Annotated in this window: 18 protein-coding genes and 1 riboswitch; of the genes, 16 read left to right on the top strand and 2 right to left on the bottom strand. The window is 29.9% G+C overall.

Annotated elements, in window-relative coordinates:
• Positions 1–20: 20 nt before the first annotated feature.
• Positions 21–899 (bottom strand): homoserine kinase, encoded by an 879-nt coding sequence (gene thrB / locus P4S50_RS13455; protein WP_277731313.1) that lies wholly within the window; start codon positions 897–899, stop codon positions 21–23.
• 9 nt (positions 900–908) lie between these two features.
• A complete protein-coding gene (gene thrC, locus P4S50_RS13450; protein WP_331489610.1) occupies positions 909–2396 on the bottom strand; it encodes a threonine synthase in 1488 nt (495 codons plus the stop codon).
• Between the two features lie 288 nt (positions 2397–2684).
• On the opposite strand from thrC, the gene P4S50_RS13445 reads away from it, so the two are divergent.
• The 16 genes from P4S50_RS13445 (at position 2685) to P4S50_RS13370 (ending at position 25129) form a co-directional block, all read left to right on the top strand.
• On the top strand, positions 2685–3818 hold the full coding sequence (locus P4S50_RS13445) for an aldo/keto reductase (protein WP_277731312.1): 1134 nt from the start codon (positions 2685–2687) through the stop codon (positions 3816–3818).
• Between the two features lie 160 nt (positions 3819–3978).
• Complete coding sequence (locus P4S50_RS13440; protein WP_277731311.1) at positions 3979–7398, top strand: DUF4132 domain-containing protein; 3420 nt, start codon at positions 3979–3981, stop codon at positions 7396–7398.
• A gap of 209 nt (positions 7399–7607) precedes the next feature.
• Positions 7608–9038, top strand: coding sequence for a PTS system trehalose-specific EIIBC component (gene treP / locus P4S50_RS13435; RefSeq protein ID WP_277731310.1), 1431 nt, complete (start codon positions 7608–7610; stop codon positions 9036–9038).
• Positions 9039–9250: 212 nt separating this feature from the next.
• Positions 9251–10915, top strand: a complete 1665-nt coding sequence (gene treC / locus P4S50_RS13430) for an alpha,alpha-phosphotrehalase (protein ID WP_277731309.1) — start codon at positions 9251–9253, stop codon at positions 10913–10915.
• A 36-nt stretch (positions 10916–10951) separates the two neighbouring features.
• Entirely contained in the window at positions 10952–11662 is a 711-nt protein-coding gene (gene treR, locus P4S50_RS13425) for a trehalose operon repressor (protein WP_277731308.1), read from the top strand.
• Between the two features lie 194 nt (positions 11663–11856).
• Positions 11857–11958, top strand: a riboswitch (purine riboswitch).
• A 106-nt stretch (positions 11959–12064) separates the two neighbouring features.
• Positions 12065–14185, top strand: coding sequence for a xanthine dehydrogenase family protein molybdopterin-binding subunit (locus P4S50_RS13420; RefSeq protein ID WP_277731307.1), 2121 nt, complete (start codon positions 12065–12067; stop codon positions 14183–14185).
• A gap of 41 nt (positions 14186–14226) precedes the next feature.
• Positions 14227–15240 (top strand): BMP family protein, encoded by a 1014-nt coding sequence (locus P4S50_RS13415; protein WP_277731306.1) that lies wholly within the window; start codon positions 14227–14229, stop codon positions 15238–15240.
• Positions 15241–15312: 72 nt separating this feature from the next.
• Entirely contained in the window at positions 15313–16842 is a 1530-nt protein-coding gene (locus P4S50_RS13410) for an ABC transporter ATP-binding protein (protein ID WP_277731305.1), read from the top strand.
• Complete coding sequence (locus P4S50_RS13405) at positions 16830–17960, top strand: ABC transporter permease (RefSeq protein ID WP_277731304.1); 1131 nt, start codon at positions 16830–16832, stop codon at positions 17958–17960. Before P4S50_RS13410 ends, P4S50_RS13405 begins: the two co-directional genes overlap by 13 nt.
• On the top strand, positions 17869–18810 hold the full coding sequence (locus tag P4S50_RS13400) for an ABC transporter permease (protein WP_277731303.1): 942 nt from the start codon (positions 17869–17871) through the stop codon (positions 18808–18810). Before P4S50_RS13405 ends, P4S50_RS13400 begins: the two co-directional genes overlap by 92 nt.
• Positions 18810–19256 carry a hypothetical protein gene (locus P4S50_RS13395; RefSeq protein WP_277731302.1) on the top strand — a complete coding sequence of 149 codons (447 nt, stop codon included), beginning with the start codon at positions 18810–18812 and terminating at the stop codon, positions 19254–19256. Before P4S50_RS13400 ends, P4S50_RS13395 begins: the two co-directional genes overlap by 1 nt.
• A gap of 14 nt (positions 19257–19270) precedes the next feature.
• Complete coding sequence (locus tag P4S50_RS13390; protein WP_277731301.1) at positions 19271–19750, top strand: (2Fe-2S)-binding protein; 480 nt, start codon at positions 19271–19273, stop codon at positions 19748–19750.
• Complete coding sequence (locus tag P4S50_RS13385; RefSeq protein ID WP_277731300.1) at positions 19737–20585, top strand: FAD binding domain-containing protein; 849 nt, start codon at positions 19737–19739, stop codon at positions 20583–20585. Before P4S50_RS13390 ends, P4S50_RS13385 begins: the two co-directional genes overlap by 14 nt.
• 328 nt (positions 20586–20913) lie before the next feature.
• Positions 20914–22173 (top strand): bifunctional lysylphosphatidylglycerol flippase/synthetase MprF, encoded by a 1260-nt coding sequence (locus tag P4S50_RS13380; protein WP_277731299.1) that lies wholly within the window; start codon positions 20914–20916, stop codon positions 22171–22173.
• 183 nt (positions 22174–22356) lie between these two features.
• A complete protein-coding gene (locus P4S50_RS13375) occupies positions 22357–23214 on the top strand; it encodes a MurR/RpiR family transcriptional regulator (protein ID WP_277731298.1) in 858 nt (285 codons plus the stop codon).
• Between the two features lie 202 nt (positions 23215–23416).
• On the top strand, positions 23417–25129 hold the full coding sequence (locus P4S50_RS13370; protein WP_277731297.1) for an ABC transporter permease: 1713 nt from the start codon (positions 23417–23419) through the stop codon (positions 25127–25129).
• The last annotated feature ends 9 nt before the right edge of the window (positions 25130–25138 follow it).

Genomic DNA, 25138 nt, shown 5'->3' with positions numbered 1-25138 from the left:
GGATTATCCATCGAGTTTATCTATATTTCTACGCCTTTATTGTCTATATTCAATTCTCTTATAGTCCATGTATTCTCTAAATTAGAAGTATATTCTTTAATTCTATCGTAAAAATTTATATCATCTTCTTTAATCATTGCCATTATAGTTGGACCAGCACCGCTTAAAAATACTCCTACACTATCTAAATCCTTACATTTATTTATTATATCATCGTAATCTTTAATTAAGCTTCCTCTATATTTTTGATGAAGGTTATCTTTACATGCGAGTTTGATTAAGTCGAATTGACCGTTAATTAATGCAGATACCATAAGAGAAACTCTTCCTACATTAAAAACTCCATCTTTATAAGGTATTTCATTTGGTAAAACTGCTCTTGATTTTTCTGTAGATAACTTGAAATCTGGTATTAGTGCACAAAACTTTAATCCTTTTGGAATATTTATTTTACTGCAATAGATATCGTCTCCTTCTTTAATAGAAGTAACCATTCCTCCAAGTAGAGCGGGTGCTACGTTATCTGGGTGACCTTCAATTTCTGATGAAATTTTTAAAATTTCATTTTTATTTAATTTGTTACCAGCTATTTTATTAGCTCCTATTACTCCTGCTAGTACGCAAGATGCACTGCTACCAAGACCACGAGATATAGGAATATCGTTTTCTATTTTAATTCTGATACCTTTATGTTTATATCCTATTTTTTCAAAGCATTTTTTCATAGATTTATATATTAGATTATCTTCATTACAGTATTCATCATCACAACCTTCTATTATAAGGCCATCTTCTATTTCTTCAACAAAAAAATTATTATATATATTAAGAGCTATTCCTAGACAATCAAATCCAGGACCAACATTAGCAGTTGTTGCTGGTATTCTTACATTTATCATATTAATCACCTACACATTCAATATATTAGTAATCATAGATTTCATTTTATCTTTTTTGCAAATACTACAATGAATTATTCTTTTGCTTTCTAACTCTTTTATAGGTTTAGGTATTTCAATATTCGATATATTAGATAATTTATCTATTAGTTGAAAATCTGATAATACATCGTAGTTATTATCTATTGATTCTATAACACTTTCTGGAAATTTAAATGGGCTAGCAGTTGATGCAATTATAGTCTTTGTAGAATCATTAGTTTTCTGTCTATATTTTTGATAGACACAGTAAGCTACACTTGTATGAGTGTCTATTACATAGTTAAAATCGTTGTAAACTTTTTTTATAGTGGATAAAGTTTCTTCCTCAGTTGCAAAGTCAGCATAAAAGTCATCTAGCTTATTTTTCATATCTTCATTTATCTCATATATTCCATTAACTTTTAGATCTTCCATTAGATTTTTTACTAAGCATGGATTACTATTGCTGATTTCATATAAAAGCCTTTCGAGATTACTAGACACTAGAATATCCATAGAAGGAGATGAAGTAAGCTTAAATTCTCGTCTTACATCATAAATCCCTGTATTTATAAAATCGCATAAAACATTGTTATGATTAGATGCACATATTAATTTATTTATAGGAAGCCCCATTTTTTTAGCGTAAAAAGCAGCCAGTATGTTTCCGAAGTTTCCAGTTGGAACTACTATATTTATTTTTTCATTTTCCTTTATATCTTCATTTTTTAGGAGTTGAATGTATGAATTCACATAATATACTATCTGAGGAACTAATCTGCCTATATTTATGGAATTAGCAGATGAAAGCATATAGTTTTGTTTTGATAATATATTGTTGAATTCTTTGTCTGAAAAAATTTCTTTAACACCTCTTTGAGCATCATCAAAATTACCATCTATACCTATTACATGAGTATTTTTACCATCTTGAGTAATCATCTGTTTTTCTTGAATTGTGCTTACTCCTTTTTTAGGATAAAAAACTATTATTTTGGTTTTATCCACGTTATTGAAACCTTCTAAAGCAGCTTTTCCGGTATCTCCAGATGTAGCTGTTAGTATAACGACTTCTTTTTGTATATTTAGATTTTTACAAGAAGCTTTCAAAAGGTGGGGAAGTATTGATAGAGCCATATCTTTAAATGCCAGAGTAGGTCCATGATAAAGTTCTAAAAAATAGTTATCGTCTATATTTTTCAGTGGTGCTATTAAATTGGAGCTAAATTTGTCATCATAAGCATTATCTATGCAGTTTTTTAAAGTTGAATCATCAAAGTCTGTAAAAAACTTGTTTATTATATAAAAAGCAATTTCTTTATAATCCATAGGTATCATATCTTTAAAAGGTATATCTATATAAGGAAATTGTGTAGGTACGTATAAGCCACCATCCTTTGCTAAACCTTTTAATATAGCATTCGAAGAGGTGACCCTACTACTATCTCCTCTTGTACTTTTGTATAAAATATTCATATAATATCACCTCTTAAATAAATTTTAAATTATTAATATAATATAATGTTTACGAATAAAATACAAGTGTTTTTTACACATAAACAAAAATAAAATCTAGCTTGATCTTTAAACTAGATTTTGGTTTATATATTAATACCTTTTAAATAAACGATATCATGTTATAATTTAATTACCATAAAGTGCATATATATAAAAGGAAAATCAAAAGATATATTGTATTATGTAAGTAGGTAATTTAAATGGTATTTATAGAATATACTATTACAGTGGAAAGGACGTGATAACATGTTATATAGAAAATTTGGAAAAACTAATGAGGAGGTATCTGCACTGGGATTTGGGTGTATGAGATTTCCTGTTATAGATGGAAAGAGTGATCAGATAGATGAAAAAGAAGCTATTAAACAAATAAGATATGCTATAGACAATGGAGTTAACTATATTGATACGGCGTATCCTTATCATGAAGGTATGAGTGAAATAGTTACAGGTAAGGCACTTAAGGATGGTTATAGAGAAAAGGTATTTTTAGCTACTAAGCTTCCATCTTGGCTTATAAAAAGTAGAGAGGATATGGATAAGTATCTAAATGAGCAGCTTGAAAAGTTGGGAACTGATTATATAGATTTTTATTTGGTACATACGTTGACTAAAAATTTATGGTCTAGTTTAAAGGAACATGATATATTTGATTTTTTAGATACTATAGTTAAGGACGGAAGAGTTAAGCATGTTGGATTCTCTTTTCATGATGAACTTCCTCTTTTTAAAGAAATAGTGGATTCTTATGATTGGGAGTTTTGTCAGATACAATATAATTTTATGGATCAAAATTATCAAGCTGGAAAAGAAGGTCTTAAGTATGCAAGTAATAAGGGCCTAGGTGTTGTTATAATGGAGCCTTTAAGAGGTGGAAGTCTTGCTAGGAATATTCCAGATGATATAAAAGCTGTATGGGATAAAGCTGATGTTAAGAGAAGTCCAGCTGAGTGGGGATTAAGATTTTTATGGGATCAACCAGAGGTAAGTGTAGTACTTAGTGGTATGAATGATATGAATCATATAGATGAGAATATAAAGACAGCGAGTGATACTTGTGAAAACTCACTTACTGAAAAAGAGAAAGAGTTAATAGATGAGGTTAAAAATATATACTTAAATAGAATGGTAGTAAATTGTACTGATTGTAAGTATTGTATGCCATGTCCAGCAGGAGTTAATATACCTAGAAATTTTGAAATTTTAAATGGCTCTTCTATGTACAATGATGTTGAACATTTCAAATGGATGTACAATAATTTTGTTGGTCGTAAAGAAAAAGCTTTCAATTGTGTAGAGTGTGGTAAGTGTGAAGAGGCATGTCCGCAGCATATACATATAATTGATAATCTTAAGAAGGTTACAGACTTATTTGAATAAAAGAAGTATTTTCGTTTCTAAATATATTTTCAAAAAATAACACTTATTAAATATTTAATAAGTGTTATTTTTGTGTTAATACTAAAACAAATGTTCGGTTTGTCGATATATTTTATGTAAAATATTAACTTGTTAAGAAATACATTAGGGAGATGAGTATATGACTAAAGATGTAGTATTTAATTTAGAAAAATTTTTAAAGTTAGATTGCTTTGATAAAACTAATAAAGATAGTTTGAAAAAATATATATTAGATGGAAATTGTGATATTCCAAATGATTTACCTAGCGTTGGATATTACGATTTAGAATATGATTATGATTTTGATGTTATAAATTATCTTACATTTAAATTTTTTAAAAATGATTATGATAAAAAATGTATCGATATATATATAAGATGGGTGCTTATATTAAAGAATATTATAAATGATAAAAAAGATAGGTTCATGAAACATACATTAGTATCGAATTTAAAGGAACTAGATTTACATTTAAAAGAGTGTATGGATATATTTGAGCTTACTCATAATTCAATTGTATTTATGCTATTAGAAGGTAATATGTTTTATTCTATAGAAGATAAGGTTATACAAGAATACCTAGAAATAGAAACTGAAAACAATATATTAGATATTTTGAATAATGGAGAACTATCTTCTTTTGATATTATAAAGAAAGTATATCTTGCAAGTAAATTTTCAAATCAATTTAAAAATGATATTAATAAAGAAAAAATTTTCGAATACATAAAAGGAAATATAGATGAAGCCTTAGTAGAAGCTATGTCATCTTATAAAAGGATATCTAGTAGGGCTAAATATACAGATAAAAAAGCAGTAGAAGCTGTGAAAAGTTATTTGAAAGGTAGAAATTTAAAAGAAAATCTAAAAATAATAAAGGAAAAACTTGCTTTTGAATATGGTGAATATAAGGTTTTAGAAACTCAAAATATTAAAGTAATAATTAATATAGCTATAGAATTAGTAAAAGAAGATATATATTATAAGAAGATAATAAATTTATTACAGGAAATACAACCTAATCAATTCTTAACAGCTCTACCTATAGAATTTGATAGTATAGATAATTATGTGGAAATGAAAAATGAGTTAGTTAAAAGTTATGTAAAACCAGAGTATATACTTACATATAGTATAGAGAGGGTAAGCAAAAAACGTGATTACAATGAATTATTTATTAGAATTATGGATTATGAAAAGGATAATGTAAAGGATATAATGCAGTATCTTTCGCATGAAAGTGCAGCTAAAGTGTGTTTCAATAATATAAAGTGTAATGATGAATATTATTTAAATTATGCAAAAAACAAGCTTGAAGAATATGTAGATATATATGTAGAGTCAGAAGGGTATTATGAAAAAGATCATTTTAAGGAATATATATGGGTTGTACCTGAAGAAGATATGAAAAATGCATTTAAAAAAGTAGGAAAGTATCTGAATATATCAATTATGTATAGTTTGACAAGGATTTTTTTATATATGTTTGATAACAACATTGAACTATTCTTAGAAAATGCAGTTAATATGAATATAGACCTTAAAGTTATTGCTAAAATGTGTGTTTATTATTTTGATGAAAATAGAAATAAGGTGTTAAAGGATATTCTAATTGAACTGTTTAAATATCACAAAACAAATATTGATAATAAAACAAAAGGATATGTTGATATATTTAAAAGTATAAAAAATGAAGAGATAGAGTCTAAAATGAACTTAATAAACATTGTATTTGATGAATATAAATTACTTCAGAATTATGCAGGTGGAACTCTAATATTCTTTAAAGATAAGTCAAAGAATATTAGACAGTATCTTGCTGATAAATTCTATAATATGGATGATAGTTTGTTTAATCTATACTTAGATAAGTTTGAAGAATTTTTAAATGATTCAAAAGAAGAAATTAGATTGCTTGCTATTAATGTTATGTCAAATCATTTAGAATTAGAAGAAATCAAAATTTTACTTAAAGGTAGATTTGAAATAGAAAAAGAGCTAAAAGCTAGAAATAGAATAATTGAGATACTAGATATAGATCCTACCAGTGAGTATACTAAGGATGGAGTATTTGATCTTATAGGATATTTTAATAGCCTTAAAATAAAGAAATCTAAGAATGTACTAGACTTTGATAATTTTCCTAAAATAAGGCTAAAAGATAGTGATGAATACGTATCAGATGAAATACTCAACTATCTTATAAAAGCGTATTTAAATAGTACTGAATTAGGGCTTATAAAAGATGCAACTATTATATCTAGTGCATTAAATAAAGAGGATTTAGCTAAGTTTTCAAATGAAGTATATAATTCTGTTATAAAAGATGGAATAGATATGAAGAAAAAAGGCTTTATATTATTCGTATGTGTTCATGGGAATATAGATACTATAGAAAATATAAAAAAATTAATAGATGAATTAGCGTCTAACTCAAGACATAAACTAGCTCAGTATACAGTCAAAGCTCTTGTACTAAATGGAAGTTCTACAGCACTTACAATAGTAAATAGTATAAAAAACAAATATAAGTATAAAAGTGTTAAAGAAAGTGCAAAAGAAGCATTTGAAATAGCTGCAAGAGAATTTGAATTAAATACGTATGAACTAGAAGATAAGATAATACCTACTTTGGGATTTGAAAATGAAAATTATAAAGAATATGATTATGGAAATAGAATAATAAAAGTGTTTTTAACGGATAAACTAGAAATAGAGATAGAAAATGAAAAAGGAAAGATACTTAAAAATCTACCTAAGGCTTCAAAGGACGATATAGAAGAAAAGGTAAAATTAGCAAAAGATGATTTGAAAGGTATCAAAAAAGAATTAAAGTTAGTTAAAAAACTTCAAATACAACGTTTAGAAGAAGCTTTACTTATATTTAGAAAGTGGAGTGTAGATGATTTTGAAAACGTATTTATAAAAAATCCTATAATGAACAGATTAGGTAAAACTTTGGTATGGGGAGCATATGAAGGAGATAATCTAATAAAAGAATTTATGTATGATGATGATTTATACGATATGGATTATGAAAAAGTAGAATTTGGTAATGATATATATATATCACTTATACATCCTCTTGATTTAGATGAAGATAAGATTGAAGGATGGAAAGAAGTTATACAGGATAATGAAATAGTACAAATTTTTCCTCAATTAAATAGAGAAGTATATGTTGCAAAAGAAGGTATAGATATAATAAAAGAATTCAAAAGTATAAAAATAAATGCAGCTAAATTAGTTAGTAAGTTCTCAGATATGGGATGGTTTAAAGGATCAGTAAAAGATGCTGGTTGCTATTATGAATTGTATAGAGAGTTTGAAGACTTGGGATTTGGTGTTGAAATTACAGTTGATGATTATTTAGATTTTTATGATAATGCATATAAGGATGTAAGTATAAAACATTTAGAGTTTTATAAGGCTAAATCTATAGAAAGAGGATCTTATATATACGATGAAATAGATGAAAATAGGAGAATTAAAGCATTAGATATACCTAAAAGGTTATATAGTGAGATAATATACAGTGTATATAGAGTTTTAAAATAAAACATAAATCCCCTGTTGAATAAAATTTTAATTTTATTCAACAGGGGATTTGTTTTTAAGGAATTTTTAGACAAATCAAAAAACATATTGACGAAACATGTACGTACAAGATATAATTACATTACAGACAACCTGTACGTACATGAATAAAAAGAAAACGTTATCTGGAATAAAAAATTCGAAAAAAGATTATGAGGGAGGTTTTATATATGTCTAAATTTTCAAATGATGTATCGGAATTATTAGAATATATTGGTGGAAAAGAAAACATAGCAGCTGTTTCTCATTGTGTTACTCGTATGAGATTCGTACTTAATGATCCTAAAAAGGCTGATGTTAAGAAGATAGAGGGTATAAAATCTGTAAAGGGAAGTTTTACTCAAGCTGGACAATTCCAAGTTATAATCGGAAATGAAGTAGCAACTTTTTATAATGAATTTACAGCAAAATCTGGAGTTGAAGCTGTAAGTAAGGATGATGCTAAAAAAGCTGGAAGACAAAACTTAAGTTTACTTCAAAGAGTTATATCTCATTTAGGTGAAATTTTTTCACCGCTTATTCCAGCTATAGTTGTTGGAGGTTTGATCTTAGGATTTAGAAATATTATAGGAGATATTAAACTTCTTGAATCAGGAACTAAGTCTTTAATAGAAGTATCGCAGTTTTGGTCAGGTGTACATCATTTTTTATGGTTAATAGGTGAAGCAATATTCTTCTATTTACCAGTTGGAATTACATGGTCTATATCTAAGAAAATGGGTACAACTCAAATTCTAGGTATTGTACTTGGTATTACATTAGTTTCACCTCAGTTATTAAATGCTTATGCAGTAGCTGGTGGTGCTGAGGCACCAGTTTGGGATTTTGGGTTTACTCAGATTAAGATGATTGGTTATCAAGCTCAGGTTATACCGGCAATACTTGCTGGATTTGTTTTAGCAAAACTTGAACTTATGTTAAGAGATAGAGTTCCGGGATATATATCTATGATAGTAGTACCATTTCTTGCATTAATACCTACTGTATTATTAGCTCATACTGTTTTAGGACCTTTAGGATGGAAGATAGGTTCTATGATTTCTAGTGTAGTATATGCTGGACTTACTTCAACATTTGGATGGTTGTTTGCAGCAATATTTGGATTTAGCTATGCACCACTTGTTATTACAGGATTACATCATATGACAAATGCTATAGATTTACAATTGATGAGTGAAATGGGTGGAACGAATTTATGGCCTATGATAGCTTTATCTAACATAGCTCAAGGTTCTGCTGTTTTAGCAATGATTTACTTAAATAAAGATGATGAAGAAGAAAAGCAAGTATCTATACCTGCAGCAATATCGTGTTATCTTGGTGTAACAGAGCCTGCTATGTTTGGTATTAACTTAAAGTATGTGTATCCATTCTTAGCAGCTATGATAGGTTCAGGGATAGCAGCAATTATATCTGTAGGATCAGGAGTTATGGCTAACTCAATAGGAGTTGGAGGACTTCCAGGGATACTATCTATACAACCACAGTATATGGGAATATTTGCAATAGCAATGATAGTAGCAATAGTAATACCATTTGGACTAACAATTGTATTTGCAAAAAAGAAAATGACATTTAAAAAAGCAGAAAAGAGTTCTTAATAAAAGGAGGGAGTTAATCTCCTTCCTTTTATTTCTCTATAGGAAATTATATGTCTTTCAATTTGTGCATAACATTGATAAGTGAACTAAACTTGCAATTATTTTGAGCAACGGAGCCCGTTAGGACTCGTTGGCGATATGAGCTATGCGGTAGCATAAAGCGAATTTTTTATAATTTTCGTTACGAATTTCAGCAAAAGGAGATAATTATGATGAAGGATTTTAAAAATAGTGTTGTATATCAAATATATCCAAAGTCATTTAACGACTCAAATAATGATGGATTTGGAGATTTAAACGGTGTAACTGAAAAACTAGATTATCTAAAATTATTAGGAGTAGACTATATATGGTTAACTCCATTTTATGTTTCACCTCAAAATGATAATGGATACGATGTTGCCCATTACTGTAAGATAGACCCTAGGTTTGGAACTATTGAGGATTTTGAAAATATGGTTAAAGAAGCTAAAAAAAGAGGAATAGAAATAATGCTTGATATGGTTTTTAATCATACATCTACAGAGCATGAATGGTTCAAAAAAGCTATTGATGGAGATGAAAAGTATAAAAATTACTATATATTCAAAAAATCTAAGGATGAAAAAGAGCCTACTAACTGGCAGTCAAAGTTTGGAGGTTCTGCTTGGGAGTATGTTGAGGAATTTGATGAATACTATCTTCATTTATTTGATGTGACTCAAGCAGATCTTAACTGGAAAAACGAAGAAGTTAAAACAGAGATATTTGATGTTGTTAATTTCTGGATAGATAAAGGAGTTAAAGGTTTTAGATTAGATGTTATTAACTTAATTTCAAAGCCTGATATATATGAGGATGATCATGTAGGTGATGGAAGAAGATTCTATACGGATGGAGTTAGAATACATGAATATCTAAAAGAGTTAAACAAGGAGACGTTTGGAAAGCATGAGGATATTATAACTGTTGGAGAAATGTCATCTACTACTATGGATAATTGTATAAAATATTCAAATCCTGATGAGAAAGAGTTATCTATGGTATTTAATTTTCATCATCTCAAGGTTGATTATGAAAATGGAGATAAGTGGACTTTAATGGACTTTGACTTTATAAAGTTAAAAGAAATATTAAGTTCTTGGCAAATGGGTATGGAAGAAGGGAATGGATGGAATGCTCTATTTTGGAGCAATCATGACCAGCCTCGTATAGTTTCGCGTTTTGGAGATGATAAAAAGTATCATACAGAGTCTGCAAAAATGCTTGCAACTTCTATTCATATGTTAAGAGGAACTCCATATATATATCAAGGTGAAGAATTTGGAATGACTAACCAGTATATTGACAGCATAGAAAATTATAGAGATGTTGAGTCTATTAACTACTACAATATACTAAAAAGTGAAGGTAAAGATGAGAAAGATATTATAAAGATATTACAATCTAAGTCTCGTGATAATGCTCGTACACCTATGCAGTGGGATGAAAGTGAAAATGGTGGGTTTACAGAGGGAGAGCCATGGCTTAAACCAGGAAAAACTCATAAACACATAAATGCAAAATCAGCACTTGATGATAAAAACTCAATATTCTATCACTATCAAAAACTTATTAAACTAAGAAAAGGTTATGATGTTATATCTAATGGAAAATACAAACCTATAATTGAAGATGATAAATCTATATTTGCATATATTAGAGAATATGAAGGTAATAAACTATTAGTTGTAAACAACTTCTATCCTGAAGAAGCAGTATTTGAACTTCCAGAAGATATACAAATAGATAAATCAAAAGCTAAAATATTGATTTCAAATTATACTGATTCTTCAAATGAAATACAAAAAATAGATTTAAGAGCATACGAGTCTATAGTTTACTATATTGAAAAATAATGATTAAAAAGTTACAATATATTAAGGTGATAATATATGGTAAGTAAATATTTAATTATTTATAATGAAATAAAAGAAAAAGTAGAAAATGGCGATATAAAGCCAAATACAAAGCTTTCATCAGAAAATGAATTGATGAAAAAGTACAGTGTATCTAGAGATACAATAAGAAAATCTTTAAATCTTTTAGAACAAAATGGATATATTCAAAAGATAAAAGGTAAGGGATCATTTGTACTAGATATAAATAAGTTTGATTTTCCTATATCAGGACTTACGAGTTTTAAAGAATTGGCAAATAAAATGGGGGTTAAATCACACACTATTTTAGAGGAGCTTGAACTTATTAAACCAGATGATTTCTTAATGAATCAATTGAATGTATCTAAAAATAGTAATATATGGAAGGTTATAAGGGTTAGAGAGATAAAAGATCAAAGAATTATATTGGACAAGGATTTCTTTAATAAAAAACATATTCCATCACTTACTGACGATATATGTAAAGACTCTGTATACGAATATATAGAGGGAGAACTTGGTCTTAAAATAGGATTTGCTAAAAAAGAAATAACTGTGCAAAAAGCTACTGAGGAAGATAAAAAATATCTAGATTTAGAAGAATACGATATGATAGTTGTAGTAAAAAATTACACATATTTAGACGATATGAGCTTATTTCAATATACAGAATCAAGACATAGACCTGATAAGTTTAGATTCGTTGATTTTGCAAGAAGAAAGTAAAAGATAACCTCTCAATTTTGAAGAGGTTATTTTTTTATCAAATTTTATAAAGTGGTATGGTGAACTAACCAAAATCATAGTAGAAATATATGTTGAATATTTTTGATATATGAACTATTGTATAAAAAAAATAAAAAAAATACGGATTATGATTGAAATATGTTGAATGGTGTGGTAATATTATTCGTATGAAAAGTAAATATTGGAAATAACCCTATATAATCTCGGTAATATGGATCGAGAGTCTCTACTGGATAGCCGTAAATTATCCTTCTATGGTGGGGAAATTTAGTTTTTTGTATATCTAGTATATTTGTATGTTTAGTATATAAGATAAAAAAATCTAGAAATCTCACATGATGAGGTTTCTAGATTTTTTTTTTGAAATGGTGAGGTGTTAAGATGAAATCAATTATTGGAGAATCTATTCCAAGAGTAGATGGATGGGAAAAAGTAACAGGCAAGACAAAGTATCCTAGTGATTTTTATATGGATAATATGCTGTATCTAAAGATAGTAAGGGCTACACAAGTCCATGCATTGATAAAATCCATTGATATATCTACAGTAGAAAAAATAGAAGATGTCTATATATTTACGGCTAAGGATGTAAAAGAAAATAATTTTGGAAATATCATTAAAGACCAACCCGTGTTTTGTGATAAAAAGGTAAGATTCTATGGAGAACCTATTGCAATGGTTGCAGCACCTACAAAAGCATTGGCTTCATATGCTGCTGAAAAAATAAAAATTGAATATGAAGCACTTCCTATAGTTGAGGATGCTACGAAGGCTTTAGATGGGAAATCACCTGATCTTCATCGTAATGGTAATCTTCTTGATGAGCTTCATTATGAGAATAGACATATTGACAAAGGATTTGAGAATTCAAAGCTTATATTAGAGGATGTTTTCAATGCTCCTATGATTGACCATGTTTATATGGAGACGGAATCAGGCGTTTCTTATATGGATGAAGATGGAAAGTTGACTGTTCTTGTAGGAACACAAAATGCATTTCATGATCAAAGAGAAATAAGCCATGCATTAGGAATACCAATCGAAAAGGTTAGAGTAAAAGGACTTGTTACAGGAGGTGGATTTGGAGGAAAAGATGGTAATACTGTACAAATCTATTTAGCACTGGCTACCTTAAAAACAGGACGACCTGCTAAACTGATTTTTAGTAGAGAAGAATCCTTGGTAACCTCTTATAAGCGTCATCCTGCAAAGGTTTACATAAAAATGGGATTTGGAGAAGATGGAAAGATCAAAGCTTTTGAAGGAAAGGTATATTTTGACACAGGTGCTTATGCAGCATTAGGACCTGCAGTATTAGGATTAGGCACAGAACATTTTATAGGACCATATGAAATAGAGAATGTAAAGCTAGATGGATATTTGGTATATACAAATAAGCCTCCAGCAAGTGCGATGCGCGGATTTGGGGCACCTCAAGTATTGTTTGCTACGGAGACACTTATCAATAGGGCAGCTAAAAAATTAGGAATAGATCCTATAGATATAAGGATAAAGAATGCTTTAGAGGTAGAAAAGCAAGGTCCTTTTGGGCAAAGAATGAAGCACTCTGTAGGTATTAAAGAAGCTTTACAAAAAATAAAAGAATCTGATTTATGGAGACAAAGAGCTGAAAATGGAGATAAAAATACAGCTTATGGTATTGCTGCAGGTTTTTTAAGCTGTGGTATGGGTGCTGGTATATACGATGGTGCAAAGGTAAAAATTCAAAAAAAAGGTCAGAGATATCTTGTTTCAATAGGTACAGTGGAAATAGGCCAAGGGAGTCTAACTGCTTATACACAAATGGCAGCAGAAGCATTGAATGTTTCTACAGATAGGATTGATGTTATATATGCAGATACTAAAAAAACCTTTGATTGTGGTTCTGTTGCTGCTTCTAGAACAACCTATATAATAGGAAAAGCAATTATTGAAGCTTCCAAGAATTTAAATGAGAGTGAAAAAGATTATGCCATAGGAGAAGCAGTTTTTCCTGAATCTTGTAAAAGAGATATTGGAATAGGACTTCCTCATATGATGTATACATTTTTAGCAAATGCAGTAAAGATGCATATAAATCCATTAACAGGAGAAATTACACTACTTGATATTGTAGCTGCAACAGAAGCAGGAAAAATTATAAATCCTTCTGGTTTGGCAGGACAAATTCAAGGAGGAATTGGACAAGGGATAGGTTATGCTTTAATGGAGAATATGAATTTTAAGAATGGACAGTTACAGCAGAAAAATTTATCTACATATCTAATTCCTACTACAATGGATGTGTGTTCTATAGAAAGTCTAACTGTTGATTCATATGAGAAAAGTGGGCCTTTTGGAGCAAAGGGAGCTGCAGAAGTAGGAACAGTGGCAATAGCTCCTGCAATAACAGGTGGACTGATTGACAAATGGGATCTTTGTATCAATAAGCTTCCTATATCAAGAGAAGAAATTGTAAAACAGTTAACAGAAAAAGGCATTATAAAAGAGTATATTGGATAATCAGATTAGAAAAATCAAGCAAAATATAGGAGGAAAATAAGATGAGAAAAAAGATATTGATTTTAATGATTGTGGTTTCATTAGTATCTACAATTTTAATGGGTTGTGGGAAAACGGATTCATCAGATTCTGCAAGTGATAAACTTAAGGTTGCATTGTTGTTACCAGGAAAAGCAGATGATGTTTCTTTTAATCAAGCTATGTATGAAGGAATGAAAAAAGTAGAAGAAGCTTATAAAGACAAAATAGAAGTAACTTATGTAGAAGAAGTATATGAAGTTTCTGATATAGAACCTGCTTTAAGAGATTTTGCTTCAGAGGGATATGATTTAGTTTTTGGTCATGGTTTTCAATTCATGGAGCCAATTATTAAGGTTGCTGAAGATTTTCCAGATGTTCACTTTGCATTAGGAACAGGATATAAAACGCTACCAAATACTTGTGTCTATGATATTAAATTAGAAGAAGGGGGCTATTTAATGGGTACCCTTGCAGGAATGATGACAAATACCAATAAAATTGGTGTAGTTGGGGGAGCAGATGCAGTAGAAATATATAGAGGACATGAAGCTTATAAATTTGCTGCAAAAAAAGTGAATCCAGATGTAGAAATTCAGGAACTGTATACAGGCGATTGGAGAGATGCAGCAAAAGCTAAAGAAGGAGCTATCTCTATGTATGATGGGGGAACTGATATTATTTGGCATTCTGGAGATGGTATTGGATTAGGTGTAGTTGATGCAGGAAAAGAAAAAGGAAAGACTGTTTTAGGAAATGTGGCAGATCAAAATATTTTAGCTCCAGACGCAGTTCTTAGTGGGGTTGTATATAATTTTAGTACAGTTATAGAGCAAATTATTGATGATATTCAAAATGATAACTTCACTAATAGAGAAGAAAAGTTTTATTGGTTAACAGTTGCTAATGAAGGAATAAAAGTAGGAGATTTTTATGAACAAGAAGAAGATGTGCCACAAGAGGTAAAAGATCAATTAGAGAAGGTTAAAAAAGACCTAGCAGAGGGAAAGGTAAAAATGCCTCACTTTGATAAGTAAATTATAGAGACCTGACCAACAGGTCAGGTCTTTACAACATTATACATATAATCTGAAGGAGTTGGATTTACTATGGAGCATATTGTTTCCATGAAGAATATTACGAAAAAGTTTAGCGGAAATATAGCAAATGATAATGTAACATTAAACCTTAAAAAAGGAACTATTCATGGACTTTTGGGTGAAAATGGAGCAGGGAAAACCACATTGATGAATATACTTTATGGGTTGAATCAACCAGATGAAGGAGAAATTTATATTAAAGGAAAAAAAGTAAAAATAGATTCACCTTCCCAAGCTATAGAGATGGGAATAGGAATGGTACATCAGCATTTTATGTTGGTTAGACCATTTTCTGTTGTAGAGAATATTGTTTTGGGATTAGAATCTGAAAAGAAAACATTTCTAGATATAAAATCTGCAGTAAAAAAAATAGAAAGTTTATGTAAAAAATATAAAATGAAAATTGATCCGTATGCAAAGGTTGACCAGCTATCTATAGGAGAACAGCAGAGAGTAGAGATTCTTTCAGCTATTTATTGTGGGGTAGATATATTGATTTTAGATGAACCAACAGCAGTGCTTACACCACAAGAGGTTAAAGAATTATTCGAAATTTTGAGTATGATGCGTGACGATGGAAAATCTATTATCTTTATCACTCATAAACTAGAAGAAATCTTAGAAATAGGAGATGAAATATCGGTTTTAAGAGATGGAAAACGAATTGATACAGTGGATGTTACTGGAACAAACGAGGACGAATTAACAACTATGATGGTGGGAAGAGAAGTTTTATTCGATTTTTCCAAATCGAATGAAGCACCTGGCGATATTATTTTGAAAGTTGATAACTTACATGCAACAAATGCAAAGGGGCTACCTGCTCTAAGAGGTATTAACCTTGAAATGAGAAGCAATGAGGTACTAGGAATTGCAGGTGTAGATGGAAATGGACAAAAGGAACTGTGTGAGGTTCTAACAGGAATAAAACCTATAGTCCAAGGAAATATAGATTTATGTGGTCAAAAGTTAAATAATCGATCGCCTAGAGAGTTTATCAAAAGGGGTATATCTCATATTCCAGAGGATAGGCATAAAACAGGGTTGGTAATGGATTTTAGTGTAATGAAAAATTTTACTCTTAAGGAATTTGATACTCCGAGGTTTTCTAAATTTGGTTTTTTGAAAACAAATGTGATCAAAGAAACAGCGGAAAGATTAGTAAATGAATACAAAATCAAAACAAATGGGATTAAAGCAAAAGCAAAGGATCTCTCGGGAGGAAATCAGCAAAAGATTATATTAAGTAGAGAAATTGGATGTAATCCGAAGGTAATCATAGCAAATCAGCCTACAAGGGGACTGGATATAGGAGCTATGGAATATGTAAGGCAAAGACTTCTTGATCAAAAAGAACAGGGAGTAGCTGTATTATTAATTTCAGCAGATTTAGAGGAAATTTTTCAGCTTTCAGATCGTGTTGCTGTAATCTATGAAGGAAAGATTATGGGGATTATGGAAAAAGATCAAATAGATATTAATGCAATTGGTCTAATGATGGCTGGGGTGGAAGGAGGAGTTAAAGTATGCACAAGTTAGGAAATATATTAAAGGAAATGATGAAAGGGATTCTTTCACCTTTTATTTCAGTTTTATTAGCTTTTTTTGTTAGTGGAATTTTACTATTGTTAGTAGGTACGAATCCACTTGAAGCCTACAGTAGCTTGTTAAATGGTGCGTTTGGTTCTAGTCATAGAATTGGTGAAACCATTATAAAAGCTATACCATTTATTATTTTGGGTTTAGGCATTTCTGTTGCCTTTAAAGCACAAATATGGAATATTGGAGCAGATGGACAGTTCACCCTGGGAGCAATTTTTGCAATGATTGTAGCTCTTTATCTTCCATTTTCAAATATAATAAAGATGCCATTGAGTTTTATAGCAGCATTTGTTGGAGGAGCATGCTGGGGAGGAATAGCAGCTTTTCTAAAAACAAAATTTAATGCTAATGAGGTTATCACCACATTAATGTTAAACTATATAGCTTTTTACCTATTAGAATGGCTAGTAAAGGGACCTATGATGGATCCAAATGGGCACGGTTTTCCACAAACAGCTCTTATTCATGAAAATTTGAGATTGCCTATTATTTTAAAAGGTACAAGGTTACATTTGGGAATATTATTAGCAGTTATATTAATCATAGGAGGCTATTATTTCTGGAAAACCGTATTAGGTTTCAAAATAGAAGTAGTAGGACAAAGTCCCTATGTTGCAGAATATAGCGGAATAAAAGTAAATAAAACCATTGGAATCACAATGTGTATATCAGCAGGATTAGCAGGATTAGCAGGATGGACTGAGGTATTTGGATTACATTATAGACTTCTAGAAAATATTTCTGGAGGTTATGGAAACCTTGCTATTGTAGTAGCATTACTGGCAGGTTTAAATCCTTTTGGAATTATTATTTCTGCATTTTTCTTTGCAGCTCTTGTTGTAGGAGGAAATTCTATGCAGAGAATGGTGGGTGTTCCATTTTCACTAGTGGACGTTATTCAAGGTTTGGTTATTATATTTATTATTAGTCGTGTTATTTATACAAGATGGAGGGAGCAGAATCATGGAAAAAATACTGTCAACAGCATTTATTATAAGCTTATTAGAAAGTTCAGTAAGGATGAGTACGCCGATTCTACTTGCAGCACTAGGTGAAATATATACACAAAGATCAGGAATTTTAAATCTTGGATTAGAAGGAATTATGCTGATGGGGGCCTTTGGAGGATTTGCAGGAGCATATTTTACAGGTAATCTTTGGATTGGGGTTTTAGTTTCAATTATTGTAGGAATACTATTTTCTTTGATTATGGCCTTTTTAAGTGTAACAGTAAGAGCAAATCAAGTTATTGCTGGTACAGCTATGACCATTTTAGGAGGAGGTTTGGCTACATTTTTATTCCGTATGGCATTCGGGATACAAAAGCTTCCTCCATCTGTAGAGGCATTTAAATCTATTGAAATTCCTGTACTTTCTAAAATACCTATTTTAGGACCTGTGCTATTTAATCAAAATGCCTTAGTCTATTTGGCATTGATTTCAGTAGTTGTATGTGCTGTGGTATTAGAAAAAACAACTTTTGGATTGAAAATACGTGCAGTAGGAGAACATCCTAAGGCAGCTGATTCTAAAGGAATCAACGTATATAGTATTCGTTATATTTGTGTTATGATAGGTGGAGCATTTGGAGGTCTTAGTGGAGCATTTCTTTCTATTGGATTTATGAATACATATTTAGACCAAATGACTGCTGGAAGAGGATTTATTGCAGTTGCAGTGGTGATTTTTTCAAGATGGAACCCTTATCGTGCTTTAGGAGGAGCCTTTGTATTTGGTTTTGCGAATGCACTACAGTTGAGACTTCAAACAATAGGTTTTCCTGTTCCACACCAATTTTTACTAGCACTACCATATCTGTTAACAATATTGGTACTTATAAGTATTTCTAAAAAAGCAGAATTTCCCTCAGCCTTTACGGTGGCCTATAATAGGGGGGAACGATAGTGAAAATAAAAAAGATAATTCTTTTTACTGTTTTTATACTATTGTTATCAGGGGTTGAATTTTATGTAAATAGACCTATGACGAAGAACAATTCGATAAAGCGCACAGAAGGATTTATTGAGGCAGTGAATGAGAATAAGCCTGAATTGATTTATGGTTATTTGATGCCATCTATTCAGAAATTAATTTCTAAAGAAGATTTTATAGAAAACTTTGAAAAAGAGCGTTCGTATCCATATTTAACTCCTTTATATCTATATCTAGATAATGTAGACCTTTGTGAGGATAAGACAAAAGGAACCATAAACTGTATAGTTGCTTCTAGGCTACCAGGAGAGAAAATGAAATTTGACATTGTTTTTGTGGATAATAATTATTACATAGATGCATTTGAATACGTTGCGGATGGAAGTTTTATTGAAAAATTTAAAAGAATATCAAAATGAGGAGGGGTTGCTAAATGAAAAACAAATGTAGCTTAAAAGTGAATGGTAAAAACATCACTGTGGAAGTATCGGATACAACAACTTTATTAGAAGTTCTTAGAGATCATTTAGGATTAACGGGTACAAAAGAAGGATGTGGAAAGGGTGAGTGTGGTGCGTGTACTGTTTTATTAAATGGGAAAGCAGTAAATTCTTGTATCGTATTTGCACATCAAGTAGAAGGACAAGAAGTGATTACTATAGAGGGATTGAATGAGGATCCGAAGTCAAAACATATACAGGAAGCTTTTATTGATGAAGGAGCTGTACAGTGTGGGTTCTGTACTCCGGGAATGGTAGTATCATCAAAAGCTTTATTGATAAAAAAGAAAAAACCTTCTAAAGAAGATATTCGAGAAGGTCTTTCTGGAAATTTATGTAGATGTACTGGATATACAAAGATTATCAATGCTGTTGAAGAAGCGGCAAGGAGGATCGAAGATGAAGATGTATAGTCCTACTGAAATTTCTGAAGTCCTTGAGTTTCTTCAAGAACATAAAGAAAGTGGGATACTTTTGGCTGGAGGAACAGATTTGATTGTCAAATATAAGGAACAATCCTTGCCATATGATTTTATATGCAATATTTTAAAAGTAGAGAAATTAAAGTATATTAAAGAAGACGAAGATAGCCTTAAGATAGGTCCTTTGGTGACTCATGAAGAATTGATGGAGTCTTCTCTGGTTCAGAAACATATTCCTGTACTAAGAGATGCATGTAAAACTATTGGATCCCCTCAGATTAGAAATAGAGGAACAATTGGTGGAAATATAGGTACTGCATCACCTGCAGGAGACACACTTCCAGCTTTAACAGCTTTAGGGGCAAGTTTGAAAACTATAAGCATAGAAGAAGAGAGGATTGTCCCTATTAAAGATTTTTTCCGTGGTCCAGGGAAAACAATATTAAAAGAGAATGAAATGATTAAAGAGATTATTGTTCCAAAAATGAAAGAAGAAAAAGGATTTTATACAAAATTAGGGTCACGCAATGCTTTAGCCATTTCTATTACAGGAGTAGCTGCTAAAGTAAAATGTAAAGGTCAGGGGTTTGAAAAGGTTGAGGTTGCATTTGGTTCTGTAGGACCTACGGTTATTTATAAAAGAGTGAAAGAATTAGAAAAAAGTAATTTTACTAAACAAAAGCTTTGGGATGCTGTGCAATGCATAAAAGAACAAATTTATCCAATAACAGATGTAAGAGCAACGGCTGAATATAGAAAAGAAATGTGTGCTAATTTACTATATGAAGGTTTAAATAAAATTTTGGATTACAACTCTATCATATAAAAAATTTGCATATGATCAATAAAATAGTTTTCATAAGCCCATCATATCGTGGATGCTGAGTAAAATACAGTATCTAGAATATGGTGGGCTTTTTACGTATCCTATTTTAGCTTCTGAATTAAGTCTGGATTTATAGAATTTATATGATAAAATAAGATTTGCTTTGTTTGATTTTAAGGGGGTGGCAGATATTTTAATAGAAAAATAACAAATGAAAAATTTAAGAAAAATTTAAGATTCAATTAAGTATAAATCAAGATTTATGAAGTATATTTGATTGAGTAAGTAGTCATCGGATAAATTGAATTTAGAATGGAGAAGTATCGCAATGAATAGTTATAATTTAACCAGTAAATTAAAAAGAACATTTATTAAGAATTTTATTTTTTTTATAGTATTATTAGGAATACTTAATATTATATTAGGAATACCAAAAAATATTAAAATGTTACACTTTCAATCAATTTTAAATCATAAAAACCTATATATTTTAAGCGGACTCATATTAATTTCTTTATGTAACAAATATTATAAAAAAAATACTTTTACACAAGAAATTGTATCAAGTGAAGATAGAGCTAAAGTAAGAGGATATTTAAAAAAGTATGGATATAATTCAATATCATATTTGGCTTTAGAAAAAGATAAAAAATACTTTTTTTCTGAAAATATAGAGGGTGCGGTTGCTTATGTTATAAGCTCTGGTGTTGCTGTTTGCTCAGGTGATCCAATATGTAATGAAAATGATGCTGTTCACCTTTTATCTGAATTCATGTCATATTGCAAGGAAAAAGAACTTCGTATTTGTTTTTGTCAAATAAGTGGAAGATTCATAAATGAATTTACTAAATTGGGATTTGGTTTTATTAAATATGGAGAAGAAGCTATGTTTGATCTCGAGACATATACTACAAGTGGTAAAAAAGCTGCAAAAATAAGACAAGCTATTAACAAAGCTAATAGATTAGGAATAGAAGTATTTGAGTATAAGCCTTTAGAAAATAAAGATATTAATATAGAAAAAGAAATATTAGAAGTTTCAAATGAATGGCTTTCTATTAAAAAAAGTGGGGAATTATCTTTTATGTTAGGAAGTATTAGTCTAGATAAACCTATGGATAGAAGATATTTTATAGCAGTTGATTCAGATAAAAAAATGTTAGGATTCGTTGTTTTTGTACCATTTTCAGGTGGAAAAGGATACTATGCAGATGTTACTAGAAGAAGAATAGATGCTCCGATAGGAGTAATGGAAAAAATTATGATTGATGCTTTTAATGAAATGAAAACCGAAGGAGTTAAGTGGGGAAGCTTAGGAGTTGCGCCTCTTGCTAATGTAAGAGAAAATGAACAAAAAAGACAAATAACTTCATTAATATTAGAATTTATTTATAAAAATGTTAATAGCTTTTATGGATTTAAAAGTCTTCATCAATACAAGAAAAAATATGGACCAACAACGTGGGAACCTAGATTTTTAGCATATCATCCTAAGGTTTTTACTCCTAAAATTGCATATTCTATAATAAAAGTAAAAAATCCTGGTGGAGTTAAGGATTTTTTAATAAATCAAATAAAGAGAAAATAATCTTATTTTTTTAAAAGTATTGATTAATCTAATTGTTTTTTCCACCCTTGCATAAGTAATAGATGATTGATAATATAAAAGTAAAATTGAAATGAAAATTTTTTTCGTGGATAGATAAAAAAGATTAAATAATTATAAAATTAGTATATTTTTTACTTGAAATTAAGGATAGGGTGGAGATTTATGAATAGGAAAGATGAAAAGAAATGTCTTGATATAATAAAGGAGACATACAATTCATTAAATGATACTGAGAAAAAAGTGGCTAAATATATTTTAGAAAATCCTGAGGATATCATTCATTTTTCAATAACAGAATTAGCAGGGAGTAGCACAGTTAGTGAGGCTACAGTATCTAGGTTTAGTAGAAAATTAGGTTTTAAGGGATATCAGCACTTAAAAATTAATCTGGCAGCATCATTTGTAGAACCAATGGAAAATATACATGAAGAAATTAGTCAAGATGATGATATGTATATGATTATGTTGAAAATATTAAATTCAAATAAAGAGAGTCTGGAGAAAACATATAAATTAAATGATGATAAAATTATATTAGATGCAGTAAATATGATTACGAATGCAAGTAAGATTATGTTCTTTGGTATGGGAGGATCTGCTTCTTTAGCAGAGGATGCATATCATAAATTTATAAGAACGGGTATACCTTGTTTTGTACATTCAGATTCTCATTGGCAGGCAATGTATGCATCTATGGCGGATGAAAACAGTGTTATGGTTGTATTTTCAAATTCAGGAAGTAATAAGTCTTTAATGGATACTATTGAAATAGGAAGAAAAAATAATGTTAAAATTATAGCTATAGTAGGAAATGGAAAATCACCTATAGCTAGAGTGGCAGATGTAGTATTAACTGCGTATTCTAAAGGTTCAATGTTTCGAAGTGAGGCTATGGAATCTAGAATATCATCTTTAATGCTTATAGACTATATTTTTGTAGGTGTAGCAACACGTACACAGGAAAAAACTCTGGATATATTAGATAAAATAAGAAAAGGAATAGCAACAAAGCGATTTTAAAAAAATATATGAATTTATTTAATACAAAAAGAAAATAATTTTCTTCTTGTATTTTTTTTTGCTTTTATGTATAATTGACATGAAAATAATTTTCTTAAAAAGTTTAAAAAATATATTTATAGTGAAAAATGAAAATTGTTTACAGAAAAACAAATATAGTTATACTATAATTTCATAAAAAACTTAGAAAGGAGAATAGCATATGAGTAAGAAAGTAGAGTCAAATGTAAGTTCTTCAATAATATGGAAGAATAAGCTAATGGAAACAAGAAGACATTTTAGAGACCCAATATTAATTACAACGATTATATTAGTGTTATTGTCTTTAGTATTATTTATTCTTGCACCACTTTATAATGTATTGAAACAAAGTCTTATAGACTTGGATGGAAATTTATCTTTATCAGGTTATATTAGAGCTTTTAGTTATTCAGATAATATAACTGCTATTTCACACACTATGATACTGGCTACAGTAGTAGGGGTATTAGGTACTTTTATAGGATTTGTATTTGCTTATTGTAGTGCATATATAAAAATGCGAGCTAAAAAAGCATTTAATTTGATAGCTATGCTACCAATAGTATCACCACCTTTTGCAGTAGCTTTATCAATAATTCTATTATTTGGGAGTAGAGGTCTTATAACCCATGATTTATTGGGAATAGATAATTTTAATATTTATGGATTCAAAGGTTTGGTATTTGTTCAAACATTATCTTATTTTCCAATCGCATATTTGTTATTAAATGGATTGTTAAAATCTATAGATCCATCTATTGAGGAAGCTTCAAGAAATCTTGGAGCATCAAGGGGTGCAACTTTTTGCAATGTTACATTACCTCTTATTAAACCTGGTTTAGCAAATGCATTTTTATTAGTATTTATAAAGTCGGTTGCAGACTTTGCCAATCCAATTACTATTGGAGGAGATTATACTACATTGGCTACACAGGTTTATCTACAAGCAATTGGGAATTATGATATGCAGGGTGGAGCTGCCATAGCAGTGATTTTACTTAACATATCGATACTACTGTTTATTTTACAAAAGTACTACATAGAAAAGAAGGTTTTTGTGACTATCACGGGTAAAGCTTCAAAGGAAAGAGTATTAATTAGTGAAAAACATATTGTATATCCATTAGCTATTTTTTCTTTAGGAATATCTATTATTATCATTATGTTCTATGCACTTATACCATTAGAATCTTTTGTAAAGCTTTGGGGAATTGATTATAGCTTAACTTTAAATAACTATAAATATGCTTTTGATGTGGGAGCCAAAGCCATTTTAGATACTACTTGGCTATCTATTATAGCAACCCCGTTCACAGGATTAATAGGTATGGTCATTGCATTTTTAATTGTTAGAAAGAAATTCATAGGGAAAGGACTTATTGAATTTATTTCTATGCTTGGAATGGCAGTACCAGGGACTGTCATTGGTATAGGTTATATTCTAACTTTTAATAATAAGCCATTTGTTTTAACGGGAACAGCTGCAATTATAGTAATTGCGTATATTTCAAGAAGTATACCTGTAGGAATTAGATCGGGAGTAACGGCACTTCAACAAATTGATCCAAGCATTGAAGAAGCAGCATCAGATTTAGGTGCAAATTCAGCTAAGGTATTTACATCTATTTCATTACCACTTATAAAGACATCATTCTTTGGTGGGTTAGTATATTCATTTGTTAAGAGCATGACATCTATTAGTGCAATTATTTTCCTAGTTTCAGCAAAATATAATATTCTTACAATATCAATATTAGATCAAATTGAGAGTGGAAAATTCGGAGTTGCAGCTGCATTTTCAACTGTATTGATTGTTATTGTATATATTGTAATTGGAATAATGTATAAATTAATTGGGCTTATGGGAGCTAGCAAAGATGATATTAGATTATAAATAAGGAGT

This window comes from Tepidibacter hydrothermalis, from assembly GCF_029542625.1.
In the GTDB taxonomy this organism is placed as follows: domain Bacteria; phylum Bacillota; class Clostridia; order Peptostreptococcales; family Peptostreptococcaceae; genus Tepidibacter_A; species Tepidibacter_A hydrothermalis.
The sequence above is the reverse complement of the archived record's forward strand: the minus strand, read 5'-3'. Positions and strand labels throughout refer to the sequence as shown.

What these genes read in the sequence shown, in the direction of transcription:
- thrB (WP_277731313.1), bottom strand. Translation starts at nt 899, where the DNA reads ATGATAAATGTAAGAATACCAGCAACAACTGCTAATGTTGGTCCTGGA.
- thrC (WP_331489610.1), bottom strand. Translation starts at nt 2,396, where the DNA reads ATGAATATTTTATACAAAAGTACAAGAGGAGATAGTAGTAGGGTCACC.
- P4S50_RS13445 (WP_277731312.1), top strand. Translation starts at nt 2,685, where the DNA reads ATGTTATATAGAAAATTTGGAAAAACTAATGAGGAGGTATCTGCACTG.
- P4S50_RS13440 (WP_277731311.1), top strand. Translation starts at nt 3,979, where the DNA reads ATGACTAAAGATGTAGTATTTAATTTAGAAAAATTTTTAAAGTTAGAT.
- treP (WP_277731310.1), top strand. Translation starts at nt 7,608, where the DNA reads ATGTCTAAATTTTCAAATGATGTATCGGAATTATTAGAATATATTGGT.
- treC (WP_277731309.1), top strand. Translation starts at nt 9,251, where the DNA reads ATGAAGGATTTTAAAAATAGTGTTGTATATCAAATATATCCAAAGTCA.
- treR (WP_277731308.1), top strand. Translation starts at nt 10,952, where the DNA reads ATGGTAAGTAAATATTTAATTATTTATAATGAAATAAAAGAAAAAGTA.
- P4S50_RS13420 (WP_277731307.1), top strand. Translation starts at nt 12,065, where the DNA reads ATGAAATCAATTATTGGAGAATCTATTCCAAGAGTAGATGGATGGGAA.
- P4S50_RS13415 (WP_277731306.1), top strand. Translation starts at nt 14,227, where the DNA reads ATGAGAAAAAAGATATTGATTTTAATGATTGTGGTTTCATTAGTATCT.
- P4S50_RS13410 (WP_277731305.1), top strand. Translation starts at nt 15,313, where the DNA reads ATGGAGCATATTGTTTCCATGAAGAATATTACGAAAAAGTTTAGCGGA.
- P4S50_RS13405 (WP_277731304.1), top strand. Translation starts at nt 16,830, where the DNA reads ATGCACAAGTTAGGAAATATATTAAAGGAAATGATGAAAGGGATTCTT.
- P4S50_RS13400 (WP_277731303.1), top strand. Translation starts at nt 17,869, where the DNA reads ATGGAAAAAATACTGTCAACAGCATTTATTATAAGCTTATTAGAAAGT.
- P4S50_RS13390 (WP_277731301.1), top strand. Translation starts at nt 19,271, where the DNA reads ATGAAAAACAAATGTAGCTTAAAAGTGAATGGTAAAAACATCACTGTG.
- P4S50_RS13385 (WP_277731300.1), top strand. Translation starts at nt 19,737, where the DNA reads ATGAAGATGTATAGTCCTACTGAAATTTCTGAAGTCCTTGAGTTTCTT.
- P4S50_RS13380 (WP_277731299.1), top strand. Translation starts at nt 20,914, where the DNA reads ATGAATAGTTATAATTTAACCAGTAAATTAAAAAGAACATTTATTAAG.
- P4S50_RS13375 (WP_277731298.1), top strand. Translation starts at nt 22,357, where the DNA reads ATGAATAGGAAAGATGAAAAGAAATGTCTTGATATAATAAAGGAGACA.
- P4S50_RS13370 (WP_277731297.1), top strand. Translation starts at nt 23,417, where the DNA reads ATGAGTAAGAAAGTAGAGTCAAATGTAAGTTCTTCAATAATATGGAAG.